The following is a 12,308-nucleotide window of genomic DNA, read 5'->3' as shown; positions in this document are numbered from 1 at the left end:
GTTCGCGAAAGGTTGGCCCGTTAGAGTCCTCCCACGGACAGTTTCGACTGCCGGTCGCGACACACCTTGCGAACGAAAAACGCCCCGAAGCGTTTTCGCCGAATAAAAACAATAAGCGGAGTATTCACCATGCTGTTCATGCAGCTCCAGGTTTCACCGCCCACCCGCCTTTCTCGCCTTGCCCAGACTACCCTTGCCTGTGCCGTCTCGCGCGCCGATTTTTCATCGACGTCACGGTGCGGCTGTGCGGCTTGAGCTGTCGCGCGGTTGATCAGCCGCATGGACCAGCACGGCGTCACGCCCTGGCATTACCTGATTTACAACACAAAACAACAACTCCTGTGGAGACAAAAAATGAACCTATCACTGCGTAAAGTAGCCCTGGCCGCCGGATGCCTGATGTTCGCCGGGCAACTGCTCGCCGAGCCCAAGCGCCCTGAGTGCATCGCACCGGCGTCCCCCGGCGGCGGTTTTGACCTGACGTGCAAGCTGGTGCAAAGCGCGCTGGTCAATCAGAAGCTGCTGACCAAGCCGATGCGCGTCACCTACATGCCCGGCGGTGTCGGCGCAGTGGCCTACAACGCGGTGGTTGCCCAGCGCCCGGCCGATGCCGGTACGCTGGTGGCCTGGTCCAGCGGCTCGCTGCTGAACCTGGCACAAGGCAAGTTCGGTCGCTTCGATGAAAGCGCAGTACGTTGGCTCGCTGCCGTGGGCACCAGCTACGGCGCCATCGCGGTGAAAAGCGATTCGCCCTACAAGAATCTCGACGATCTGGTACAGGCCCTGAAGAAAGACCCAGGCTCCGTGGTGATCGGTTCCGGCGGCACCGTCGGCAGCCAGGACTGGATGCAAACCGCGCTGATCGCCAAGGCCGCCGGTATCAACCCTCGCGACCTGCGTTACGTAGCCCTCGAAGGGGGCGGCGAAATCGCCACCGCACTGCTCGGTGGGCACATCCAGGTAGGCAGTACCGACATTTCCGACTCCATGCCGCACATCCAGAGCGGCGACATGCGCCTGCTCGCCGTGTTTGCCGAGAAACGCATCGAAGAGCCGGAGATGAAAGATATTCCGACCGCCAAGGAACAAGGCTACGACATTGTCTGGCCGGTGGTTCGCGGCTTCTACCTCGGGCCGAAGGTCAGCGATGAAGACTACGCCTGGTGGAAAGATGCCTTCGACAAACTGTTGGCTTCCGAAGAATTCGCCAAGCTGCGTGACCAGCGCGAGCTGTTCCCGTTTGCCATGACTGGTCCGGAACTGGACACCTACGTGAAGAAGCAAGTGGCTGATTACAAGGTGCTGGCCAAAGAGTTCGGCCTGATCCAGTAACCGTCTCTGTTCTCGCGGCGGCGCTGGCACTATGGCCGCGCCGCCCAGGAGTTAGTCATGCTTACCATCCAACGTATTTTTGCCGCGGTGCTGCTGCTGATCTGTATCGGCCTGGCACTGATGGCTTGGCCCTATCAGGCCGCCTTTTCCTACGAACCGGTCGGCCCGCGCGCCTTTCCATTATTGATCCTGGGACTGATGGGCCTGGCGCTGCTGTACATGCTGTTTCGCCCTACGCCCGTTGTGCACAGCGACGACGACCCGCAACTGGACCGCGAAACCCTGCAGAAAATTGGCATCTGCGTGTTACTCCTGCTGGTCTTCGCCGGAACCTTCGAGCCCCTGGGCTTCATTGTCGCCAGCATTCTGATTGGTGTGCCGATGGCGCGCCTGTATGGCGGTCGCTGGGTACCGAGCGCGGTGATCATCAGCCTGATGGCCATCGGTCTTTATCTGTTGTTCGACAAGCTGATGGACGTGCCGCTGCCCCTGGGCCTGCTCGACGTCCTGGAGAATTGATATGGATACCCTGAATTATCTAGGCCAGGGTTTTGGCGTTGCGCTGACGCCGTATAACCTCGTCACCGCGTTGAGCGGCACGCTGATCGGAACTGTGGTCGGGCTGCTGCCGGGCCTGGGCCCGATCAACGGCGTGGCGCTGCTGATCCCGATCGCCTTCGCCTTGGGCCTGCCACCGGAATCGGCGCTGATCCTGCTGGCGGCGGTCTACCTGGGTTGCGAATACGGCGGACGTATCAGCTCGATCCTGCTGAACATCCCGGGCGAAGCGTCCACCGTAATGACTACGCTTGACGGTTACCCAATGGCCCGCCAAGGCCTGGCTGGGGTGGCTTTGTCGCTGTCGGCCTGGAGCTCGTTCATCGGCGCGTTCATCGCCACCTGCGGCATGGTGCTGTTTGCTCCACTGCTGGCCAAATGGGCGATTGCCTTCGGACCGGCGGAATATTTCGTCCTGATGGTGTTTGCCATTGTCTGCCTCGGCGGCATGGCCGGCGATCGACCGCTCAAGACCTTCATTGCCGCGCTGATCGGGTTATTCCTGTCCGCCGTTGGGATCGATGCCAACAGCGGCGTGTACCGTTTCACCGGTGACAACATCCATTTGACCGACGGTATCCAATTCGTCGTGCTGGTGCTGGGCCTGTTCTCCATCAGCGAAATCCTGTTGCTGCTGGAAAAAACCCATCGCGGCCAGGAAGCGGTGGAGGCCACCGGGCGAATGATGTTCAACTTCAAGGAAGCGGCCTCGGTGTTCTGGGTGAACATCCGCTGCGGCGTGCTCGGTTTCATCATGGGCGTATTGCCTGGCGCGGGCGCGACCCTGGCCAGTGCCGTGGCCTACATGACTGAAAAACGCATCGCCGGAACCAGTGGCACGTTCGGCCAAGGCGACAAGCGTGGCCTCGCGGCCCCGGAAACCGCCATCGGCGGCGCAGCCTGCGGCGCACTCGTGCCGATGCTGACCCTCGGCGTTCCCGGCTCGGGCACCACGGCGGTGATGATCGGCGCGCTGTCGCTGTACAACATCACGCCCGGCCCGCTGCTGTTCCAGCAACAGCCGGACATCGTCTGGGGCCTGATCGCCTCGTTGTTCGTCGCCAACATCATGCTGGTGATCCTCAACATCCCGATGATCCGCATCTTCACGCGCATCCTGGCCGTGCCGAACTGGGCGCTGGTGCCGGTCATCGCGATCATCACTGGGATCGGTGTCTACGCGGTGCACGCCACTACGTTCGATCTGTTCCTGATGATCGGTATCGGCATCTTCGGCTACATCCTGCGAAAGTTGGACTTCCCGCTGTCGCCCGTCCTGCTGGGCTTCATCCTTGGTGGCCTGATGGAGCAGAACCTGCGCCGTGCGCTGTCGATCTCCAACGGTGCGCTGGAAATCCTCTGGTCGAGTCCGATCACCTTCGGTTGCTGGATCCTCACGGCGATCATGTTGTTCTTGCCACTGCTGCGCATCTGGCGTCGTCGCAGCGCCCAGCGTCGTGCCCTGGCCAATGTCTGAGGCGCCAACCTTCAGACAATGGTGGGGAACACCGCTGGTCGGCCTGGCCGGCGGTTACCTGGCCAGCCTGATCGGCTGGCCCTTGCCCTGGATGGTCGGCTCGCTGTTGGCGATCATCCTGGTGCGCTGTCTCACTCCCTGGCAACTGATGGAAATCCCCGGCGGCCGCAAATGCGGCCAATGGGTGGTGGGCATCGGTATCGGCCTGCATTTTACGCCGGTGGTGATGGAACAAGTCCTCAGCCACTTCGGCCTGATCTTCTTCGGCGCGCTGATTACCAGCGTGTCCAGCGTGGTGAGCGTGTGGCTGATGCGCCGCACTGGCGAAGACCGCGCCACCGCATTCTTCTCGAGCATGCCGGGCGGCTCCGGCGAGATGGTCAACCTCGGCGCCCGCAACGGCGCGATGCTCAGCCATGTCGCCGCGGGCCAGAGCCTGCGCGTTCTGGTGGTGGTGTTGTGCGTGCCGGCCGCGTTCAAATATCTGCTGGGTGAAGGCACCCCGCTACATCACGCCGCCACGGTGGATTGGTTGTGGCTGGCGATTCTGTTCCCGGCGGGCGCCCTGCTCGCCTGGGCCTGGGAACGCTTGCGCCAACCCAACCCCTGGCTGTTCGGGCCGCTGCTGGTCAGCGCGGCGGTGAGCATCGGTTGGGATTTGCACATCGGCCTGCCCGATGGCGGCAGCCAGATCGGCCAATGGCTGATCGGCAGCGGCCTGGGCTGTCATTTCAACCGGCAGTTCTTCCGCCGGGCACCGTCGTTCATGGGTCGCACCTTGATCGGCACGGTGTTGACGATGCTCATCGCCACCCTCGCAGCCCTCGGCCTGAGTACCCTCACTCACCTGGACCTGCGTTCGCTGACCCTGGGCATGATGCCCGGCGGCATCGCGGAGATGAGCCTGACGGCGGAAACGCTACAGTTATCGGTGCCGTTGGTGACAGCATTGCAAGTCATGCGGCTGTTGTTCGTGCTGTTTCTGGCGGAGCCATTATTCAGGTATTGGACTCGCAAGCCCGATTCGGTCTGATCGTCCGACGGGCTTTTTCGGCCTGCCACTAGACCGGCGGCAATCGCCAGTCGATCGGCTTCTCACCATTGTGTTCAAGAAACTTGTTGGTCCGGCTGAAATGCCCGCAGCCGATGAAGCCGCGATGGGCCGACAGCGGTGACGGGTGGACCGAGGTCAATATCAGGTGCTTGGTTGCATCGATCAGCTTCTGCTTGCTCTGCGCATGAGCGCCCCACAGCAGGAACACCGAGTGAGGCTGATGCTCGCTGACCACTTCGATGACCTTATCGGTAAAGTGCTGCCAGCCTTTTTTGGCGTGGGCATTGGCGTTGGCGCGCTCCACGGTCAGGGTAGTGTTGAGCAGCAATACGCCTTGGTCAGCCCAATGCTGCAAATAGCCATGGTTGGGAATGTCGATGTTCAGGTCGCGCTTCAATTCCTTGTAGATGTTCACCAGCGACGGCGGTGTCGGCACGCCCGGCTGTACTGAAAAGCACAGGCCGTGGGCTTGGCCCGGACCGTGATACGGATCCTGGCCCAGTATCACCACTTTGACCTCGTCCAGCGGCGTGGAGTTGAGCGCATTGAAGATCAGCGGGGCCGGTGGATAAATCTCCTTACCCGCCGCATATTCCCCGCGCAGGAACTCGCGCAACTCGGCCATGTAGGGCTGGTCGAACTCGGCACGCAGTGCCTGCTTCCAGCTCGGTTCGAGTTTGATACGATCGTCGGCAGTCATGGTTGCACTCGAAAAAAACAATGGGCGCACCCTAGGAAAGCCTACAGAGCTTGTCAATTGATCTGACGCTGATCCGGCACTTTCCCACACAGCAGTCATACTGATCATTCAATTTTCTGATCGAGGTCACGATGAATCTGCACTTCGAAGAACTCACCGGCATCAACGGAGCGCGCCTGGGCATCGCCACCCTGGACGCCGAAAAATTCTTGAACGCCCTGTCCCTGCCCATGATCAACGCCTTGCGCGATCGCCTCGACGCTTGGGCCAGAGAGCCGCAGATTGTCTGTGTATTGTTGCGCGGCAACGGCGCCAAGGCCTTCTGCGCCGGCGGCGAAGTCCGTAGCCTGGTGGAAGCCTGCCGCGCCCAACCCGGCGAAGTGCCGACACTGGCTGCGCAATTTTTCGCGGCGGAATACCGGCTGGATTTCAATCTGCATACCTACCCCAAGCCCTTGTTGTGCTGGGGCCATGGCTATGTGCTTGGCGGCGGCATGGGTCTGCTGCAAGGCGCCAGTACGCGGATCGTCACGCCAAGCAGTCGCCTGGCAATGCCGGAAATCAGCATCGGCCTGTATCCAGATGTTGGCGCCAGCTGGTTCCTGTCGCGCCTGCCGGGCAAGCTTGGCCTGTTCCTCGGCCTGACTGGCGCCCACATGAACGCCCGAGACGCCATTGACCTGGGCCTGGCCGACCGCTTCCTGCTCGATGAGCAACAGGACGATTTGATCGAGGGTCTTCTGCAGCTCAACTGGCAGGAGCAAACCCAGATGCAGCTCAACAGCCTGCTCAAGGCGTTGGAGCAGGAAGCCGTTGGTCAGTTACCGGACGCGCAATGGTTGCCGCGCCGGCAGAAAGTCGACGAATGGCTGGATGTCAGTGATGTGCGCTGCGCCTGGAAAGCCCTCAGCTTGCTGCTGGACCATCCGGACCCGCTGATCGCCCGGGCGGCCAAGACCATGACCGAAGGCTCGCCGCTGACGGCGCACCTGGTCTGGGAGCAGATCAGCCGCGCGCGCCATTTGTCATTGGCCGGAGTGTTCCGCATGGAATACACCCTGAGCCTGAACTGCTGCCGCCATCCGGAATTCAGCGAAGGCGTACGGGCGCGGTTGATCGACAAGGATCACAAGCCCCGCTGGCACTGGCCTGACATCAACCATGTGCCCGAAGCCGCAGTCGAGGCGCATTTCCACAAGGCATGGGAGGGGCGGCATCCGTTGGCGGATTTATCCAACGAGTAAACGGCCGACCCGCCGCACACCCATCACTTCGCCTGATAGATGATTCCAGGGCTGCACTGAACCATCTGGTAATGATCCGGCAAGCCGTTCAATGCCTCGGACGCGCCAAGGAACAGATAGCCGCCCGGCTTCAGGGTGCTGTGGATACGCAGCAGGATGTCCTTCTTCACTTCGGCGGAGAAATAGATCAACACGTTGCGGCAGAACACGATGTCGAACTTGCCCAGGCTGGCGTAGCTGTCCAGCAGGTTGAACGAGCGGAACTCCACGCGGCTCTTGATGGGCGCCTTGACCACCCATCTGCCCGGCCCTTTCGGATCGAAGTAACGTTGCAGGCGATCAGGCGACAGACCACGGCCAATGGCCAGGCTGTCGTACTCGCCGGTCTTGCAGTTGTTGAGCATGGTCGCCGACAGATCGGTGGCGACGATTTGTACGCCCATCTTCAACTGGCCGATGTTGGTCCGCTCGAACTCGTCGATGGACATCGACAGCGAATAAGGTTCCTGCCCCGACGAACAGGCCGCCGACCAGATGCGCAGGCGTTGGCCCGGGCTGGCCTTGATGGCCGCCGGCAAAACCCTGTTCTTCAATACTTCGAAGGGATAGGTGTCACGAAACCACAGGGTTTCGTTGGTGGTCATGGCGTCCACTACCATTTCGCGCAAACCGCTGCGTGGCTGGGTCTGGATACGCTGGACCAGTTCGCCCAATGATTTGATGCCCTGCTGTTCCATCAATTTATTGAGACGGCTAGACACCAGGTATTGCTTGTTTTCACCAAGCAAGATGCCACAGGCTTTTTCCAGGAAGACCCGGAACTGTTCGAAATCCAAATTACCCGTAGACAAGATACCGCCTCTTTTCTCTGTATTGACTTGCCGGGCGCACAACGCGCCCGACCTTTTAACCTGCTGACTTGATGCGTTCGACCACCCGGGAAGCCAGGTCATCGGGTCGGAACTTGGCCAGGAAATCATCGGCACCGACCTTCTTGACCATCGCCTGGTTGAACACCCCGGACAATGAAGTATGCAAGATGATGTGCAGCTTTTGCATACGCGGGTCGCTGCGAATTTCCGATGTCAGCGTGTATCCGTCCATCTCCGGCATCTCGATGTCGGAGATCATCATCAGGAATTCTTCTTCCGGTTTCTTGCCCTCTTCGACCAGCTTGCGCAGGTAATCCAGCGCTTGCCGTCCGTCGTTCAGGGCGACCACTTCGACGCCGATCGTTTGTAGACAACGGGTGACCTGCTTGCGTGCCACCGATGAATCGTCGACGGTCAGCACACGCAGCGAAATCGCCTTGTGCTGGGTCTCTTCGTCCACCACACCGACAGAGATCGCCTCTGGGGTCGGCGCCACTTCGGCGAGGATCTTCTCCACGTCGATGATTTCCACCAGTTGGTTGTCGACTCGCGTCACCGCCGTCAGGTAGTGGTCGCGGCCAGTGCCCTTGGGTGGCGGGTGGATCTCCTCCCAGTTCATGTTGACGATGCGCTCCACCGATCGCACCAGGAACCCTTGGGTCTTGGTGTTGTACTCGGTGATGATCACGAATGGGTTGCTCTGGTCCAGCAGCCGGCCGGAACCGGTTGCCATTGCCAGGTCGAGAATCGGGATGGTCGCTCCCCGGATATTCGCCACACCGCACACGACGGGACTGGACTTCGGCATCAACGTCAGCTTAGGGCATTGCAGCACTTCGCGGACCTTGAATACGTTGATCCCATACAGTTGTTGGCCATCGAGACGGAACAACAACAGCTCCAGGCGATTCTGACCGACCAGCTGTGTGCGCTGGTTTACCGAATCCATCACTCCCGCCATGCCCTGACTCCTACCTAACGCTAATGTGTCCGACGCGCATTCATCACTAAACGGCACGGGGCTTGCTATTGAACCGGCATGAACGCACAAACGACATTTTCTCGACGCCTGACCACTCTCTGCCGCCACTGGCTCGGTGCGTTGCTGGCTGCCTGCCTGCTCGCTTCGGGCGGTCCTGCCCTTGGTGCTGCTGCGGTCACCTTGCCTGATCTCCTTATCGGCGTCACTCAGGGCTTTCTTGAGTTCACCGTAGAAGACTATCTGGCAACCAGTCAAACCGAAGGGCGTTACGAGATCGAAGTCAACCAGCTCGACCCGCGCCTGCGGATGCCGATGTGCGACAAGGAATTGACTGCCTCGCTGGAGAGTCCGGCCAGGCCCCTGGGCCGCGTCACAGTGAAGGTTCGTTGTGACAGCGCCGCGCCCTGGACGGTGTTCGTGCCCGCTCAAGTGCGCCTGTTTCGCGAGATTGTCACCACTACTCGCCCGCTCAAGCGCGCCGGGATTGTCGAGCCTCAGGATGTGGTGCTGCGTGAGCGTGATGTCAGCCAGATTACCCAGGGTTTCCTGACCTCCGTCGATCAGGCCATCGGGCAGAAGCTTGTCCGACCAATGGTCACTGATCAGGTCGTTACCCTCGTGCATCTGGAACAAGCCGAAGTGGTCCGCAAGGGCGATCAGGTCGTGATCACCGCGCGCAGCGGCACCCTGGCCGTGCGGATGCCCGGCGAAGCCCTGTCCAATGGCGGCATGCGTGAACAGATTCGTGTGAAAAACCTCAACTCCCAACGGGTCATCAAGGCGCAAGTGATCGCGCCGGGCCAGGTGGAAGTGGCTATGTAAGGAGGGTGACAGGCTGGCGCTTGACCTCGGTGTTCCCTAGACTGTGCCTTACGCAAAGGCAAGCGCAGACGTGCGCACGTTCATTTGATAAATGAGCCTAAAGTTTATTTGGGAATGGCCGAAAACATGGCAAGCGTCCAAATACCCAGAGGTTTTTTACCATGGTCATCGATTTCAACCGTCTAAACAGCTCTTCGCCCACGACAGGCACCACACGTACCAGCGCCAGCAAGGAAACCGTCGAAGTCGACAAATCCAAGCCAGCCGAAAAAGCTACTGTCAGCAACGGGGAGTCGGTACACCTCAGCAATGAGGCTCAGCAGTTGCAAAAGGTCACTGATAAGCTGCGCGATCAACCTGTCGTCGACAACGCCCGCGTGGCGCAGTTGAAAGCAGCAATTGCCGATGGCAGCTACCAAGTCGACAGCAACCGTGTAGCCAGCAAACTGCTCAACTTCGAAGCCCAGCGCTAGGCCGCCGCCTGCGCCAGGCTTTTGGACGCTCAAGACCCAAGGCCAGCCATGCACGACACTCATTTATTGCAACTGATCAACGACGACTTCGCTCCAGCGCAACAATTGCTGGAACTGCTGCAGACCGAATCCCTGGCACTGCACGGTCGCGACATGCCCCTGCTGGAAAATATTCTGGCGCAGAAACAGGCATTGATCATTTTGCTCGATCAGCATGGCCGCAAGCGCAGCGAGATTCTCGCCAGCCTCAACCTGCCCGCCGACAATAGCGGCCTTGAGCAGCTGGCGACTCAATCATCAATCGGCGATCAGCTGTTATCCCAGAGCGCAGCGCTCACTGACTTGCTCAGCCAGTGCCAGGCCGCCAACGCTCGAATCGGCCAATCCATCCAGATGCAGCAGGCCGCTACGGCCAACCAGTTGCGCATCCTCAATGGTGGTGAAATCCCTACGCTTTATGACGCTCGCGGTTCGACCGCTAAACTGGTCAAGCACCGCCCGCTCAGCCAGGCGTGAAGGGAACGATGCCTGCGCACTATCAACGCGCGCTACATGCTGGCAAAATGCTGGCTCTTTGTAGTCGTATTTTGCCTGGAGATTGACCCACCGTGTTCAATGCCTCAAACGCGGATGATGCTCCGCAGCCACCGAAGGTCCTCAACACCCCTCTGGAAATCTCCGGCAACCTGCGGATGCTGCAAGATAGCCATGACCCGTTGATCATCACCTTCCATGAGCGCAGCCAGCGCTTCCAGAGCTATCTGGTGGATGTCGACCGCGAGCGCAATACCCTGGCCCTGGATGAAATGATCCCCCGTGACGGCGAGCGTTTCCTGCTGGCGGGCGAGCCGTTTCGAGTCGAGGGTTTCCATGATGGCGTGCGCATCGCGTGGGAAGGCAACGGTGCGCTGACCATCCAGGAGTCGAAAGACGGACGCTGCTACCGCGGCGCCCTGCCTGATGAAGTGGTTTATCACCAACGTCGCAATGCCTTCCGCGCCGCCCTGAAACTGGCGCAGCTGGTGAACGTGGAGTTGGGGGGCGACAAGCTGAAGTCCCCGGTGAACGGCAAGTTGCTGGATCTCTCCGCAACCGGCTGCAAGCTACGCTTCGATGGCGACATCACCGAACGACTGCAACTGGGCCAAGTCTACGAGCGTTTTATCGCCGCCTTGCCTTTCGGCAGCATGACCGCGCCGGTGGAACTGCGCTATCTGCATTTTGAAGAGCGGATCAATACCACCTTTGCCGGTGTTCGCTTTCACAATATCAGCGGCTTGGTGCAGCGTCAGGTCGAGCGTTTCGTGTATCAATTGCAGCGTGAAGCCCGCCAGTTCGATAAAGACGATTACTAATTTTTCGCGGGCATGAAAAAACGGGCAATCCTTACGAGGGATTGCCCGTTTTTTTATGCCTGGCTCAAGGCCTTGCCCGAGTGAAATCGGAGGGTGGAGGTTCATCGTCGGCCCCTTCGATGACCGGCTCCAATTCCGGCTCGGGCTCGGGCTCGACGTCCGGATTAGGCGACGTCTGCATCTGTTCCTGCACAACCTGCTCGTCGACCCGCGGATCGAGGCACGCTACCAAGGGTGAGCTGGTCATGTTGTCCGGCATGGCCACATGGTGCAGTGGCGCATCATCGACCTGATGCAGATTGGTGACCGCTTTCGGCCGGATCCGCCACACCAGGATCAACGCAAACAAGACGAAAAAGCCGTAGAGCATCTGGCTGCCATACAACTTCATCAGCACCCCGGCCACCAGCGGGCCAATACTGGCGCCAACGCCGTAGGTCACCAGCAACATGGCCGTCAGCGAGACCCGACGGTCCCCTTCGACATGGTCGTTGGAGAAGGCCACCGCTAATGGATACAGGCAAAACTGCACCAGGGAACAGAAGAACCCCGCCACGAACAACACTTCCAGCGGCACCTTCGGCAGGATGGCCAACGGCAGCGCGCACACCACCAGGATCAGCGCGAAGCAGCGGATCAACAGCGCCCTGTCGTAACGATCCGATAGCCAGCCCAACGGCCACTGCACCAGCAGCCCGGCAAAAATGCAGCTACCCATGAACAGGCCGACCTGTTCTGTGCTCAAGCCCTGCTGAGAAGCGTACAGCGGCGCCAGGCCGTAGAAGGAGCCGACAATCAGCCCCGAGCCCAGCACCGTGGTCAACGATTGCGGCACGCGCTTGATAAAGAAACGCGGCTCCATCGGCGCCGGATGCAAGGGCGCCGGGTGAATCCGCTGGGTCAGCGCCACCGGCACCAGGCACAGGGCGAAACACAACGCCACCAGCATCAGCAGCTCCAACCCAAGGGCCGGGTGCATGACCAGAATCAATTGCCCCAGCACCAGCCCCAGGTACGAGGCGATCATGTAGCCGCTGAACACCACCCCGCGCTGCTTGGCCTCTGCCTGCTCGTTGAGCCAACTCTCGATGACCATGTACTGGCACATCATGCCCAGGCCAACAATCATCCGCAGCACGATCCAGGCCGGCAGCCAATTGATCAGGCCGTGGCCCAATACCGCCGCGCCAACGATTCCGGCGCAGGCCGAATAGGCGCGAATATGCCCGACGCGGGCAATCAGTCGGTGACCGATCTTGCCTCCCAGCACCAGGCCGAAATAGTTGGCGGCCATCAGCGCACCGACCCACAGGCTGTCGACGTGGTCGGCGGCCAGGCGCAAGGCCAGGTAAGTACTCAGGAGGCCCGAGCCGATGAGCATCATCAGCGAGGAAAAATAAAGCGCTCGAAAAGGTTTCCAGATTTGGCGCATCGGCGTT

General features: G+C 60.3%; 14 protein-coding genes. 9 read left to right on the top strand and 5 right to left on the bottom strand.

Going from position 1 to position 12,308, the window contains the following annotated elements; genetic code table 11:
* Window positions 1-20: 20 nt before the first annotated feature.
* Complete coding sequence (locus J3P95_RS07185; protein WP_434561822.1) at window positions 21-281, bottom strand: hypothetical protein; 261 nt, start codon at window positions 279-281, stop codon at window positions 21-23.
* 73 nt (window positions 282-354) lie between these two features.
* Between J3P95_RS07185 and J3P95_RS07180 the strand changes: the two genes are divergently transcribed.
* From J3P95_RS07180 to J3P95_RS07165, 4 genes are read left to right on the top strand one after another with little or no spacing between them, the layout of a single operon-like run.
* Complete coding sequence (locus tag J3P95_RS07180) at window positions 355-1,332, top strand: Bug family tripartite tricarboxylate transporter substrate binding protein (protein ID WP_434561820.1); 978 nt, start codon at window positions 355-357, stop codon at window positions 1,330-1,332.
* Between the two features lie 57 nt (window positions 1,333-1,389).
* Window positions 1,390-1,851 carry a tripartite tricarboxylate transporter TctB family protein gene (locus J3P95_RS07175; protein WP_434561818.1) on the top strand — a complete coding sequence of 154 codons (462 nt, stop codon included), beginning with the start codon at window positions 1,390-1,392 and terminating at the stop codon, window positions 1,849-1,851.
* Between the two features lies 1 nt (window position 1,852).
* Window positions 1,853-3,367 (top strand): tripartite tricarboxylate transporter permease, encoded by a 1,515-nt coding sequence (locus J3P95_RS07170; RefSeq protein WP_434561816.1) that lies wholly within the window; start codon window positions 1,853-1,855, stop codon window positions 3,365-3,367.
* The gene (locus J3P95_RS07165; protein ID WP_434561814.1) at window positions 3,360-4,400 is read left to right on the top strand and encodes an AbrB family transcriptional regulator; all 1,041 of its coding nucleotides are present in this window, start codon (window positions 3,360-3,362) and stop codon (window positions 4,398-4,400) included. Before J3P95_RS07170 ends, J3P95_RS07165 begins: the two co-directional genes overlap by 8 nt.
* A 28-nt stretch (window positions 4,401-4,428) precedes the next feature.
* On the opposite strand, the gene ung is transcribed toward J3P95_RS07165, so the two are convergent.
* Window positions 4,429-5,121: a uracil-DNA glycosylase gene (ung, locus tag J3P95_RS07160; protein ID WP_434561812.1), complete on the bottom strand. Its 693-nt coding sequence runs from the start codon at window positions 5,119-5,121 to the stop codon at window positions 4,429-4,431.
* Between the two features lie 131 nt (window positions 5,122-5,252).
* Here ung and J3P95_RS07155 point away from each other — a divergent pair, with 131 nt between their 5' ends.
* Window positions 5,253-6,365, top strand: a complete 1,113-nt coding sequence (locus J3P95_RS07155) for an enoyl-CoA hydratase/isomerase family protein (protein WP_434578110.1) — start codon at window positions 5,253-5,255, stop codon at window positions 6,363-6,365.
* 23 nt (window positions 6,366-6,388) lie between these two features.
* Here J3P95_RS07155 and cheR read toward each other — a convergent pair whose 3' ends face one another.
* On the bottom strand, window positions 6,389-7,216 hold the full coding sequence (gene cheR / locus J3P95_RS07150) for a protein-glutamate O-methyltransferase CheR (RefSeq protein WP_434578112.1): 828 nt from the start codon (window positions 7,214-7,216) through the stop codon (window positions 6,389-6,391).
* A 55-nt stretch (window positions 7,217-7,271) separates the two neighbouring features.
* A complete protein-coding gene (locus J3P95_RS07145; protein ID WP_434578113.1) occupies window positions 7,272-8,198 on the bottom strand; it encodes a chemotaxis protein CheV in 927 nt (308 codons plus the stop codon).
* Between the two features lie 78 nt (window positions 8,199-8,276).
* Between J3P95_RS07145 and flgA the strand changes: the two genes are divergently transcribed.
* The 4 genes from flgA to J3P95_RS07125 all read left to right on the top strand — a co-directional run bounded on the left by flgA (window position 8,277) and on the right by J3P95_RS07125 (window position 10,869).
* Window positions 8,277-9,041, top strand: a complete 765-nt coding sequence (gene flgA / locus J3P95_RS07140; RefSeq protein WP_434561804.1) for a flagellar basal body P-ring formation chaperone FlgA — start codon at window positions 8,277-8,279, stop codon at window positions 9,039-9,041.
* A gap of 161 nt (window positions 9,042-9,202) precedes the next feature.
* A complete protein-coding gene (gene flgM / locus J3P95_RS07135; RefSeq protein ID WP_434561802.1) occupies window positions 9,203-9,514 on the top strand; it encodes a flagellar biosynthesis anti-sigma factor FlgM in 312 nt (103 codons plus the stop codon).
* Between the two features lie 48 nt (window positions 9,515-9,562).
* Window positions 9,563-10,030 (top strand): flagella synthesis protein FlgN, encoded by a 468-nt coding sequence (locus J3P95_RS07130; protein ID WP_434561800.1) that lies wholly within the window; start codon window positions 9,563-9,565, stop codon window positions 10,028-10,030.
* Between the two features lie 92 nt (window positions 10,031-10,122).
* Window positions 10,123-10,869: a flagellar brake protein gene (locus J3P95_RS07125; protein ID WP_434561798.1), complete on the top strand. Its 747-nt coding sequence runs from the start codon at window positions 10,123-10,125 to the stop codon at window positions 10,867-10,869.
* Window positions 10,870-10,933: 64 nt separating this feature from the next.
* Here J3P95_RS07125 and J3P95_RS07120 read toward each other — a convergent pair whose 3' ends face one another.
* Window positions 10,934-12,301, bottom strand: a complete 1,368-nt coding sequence (locus J3P95_RS07120; protein WP_434561796.1) for an MFS transporter — start codon at window positions 12,299-12,301, stop codon at window positions 10,934-10,936.
* Window positions 12,302-12,308: the final 7 nt, after the last annotated feature.

The sequence above is a fragment of the Pseudomonas sp. Z5-35 genome, assembly GCF_051131945.1.
Classification (GTDB): domain Bacteria; phylum Pseudomonadota; class Gammaproteobacteria; order Pseudomonadales; family Pseudomonadaceae; genus Aquipseudomonas; species Aquipseudomonas marvdashtae.
This window is presented reverse-complemented; position numbering and strand designations above follow the sequence as displayed.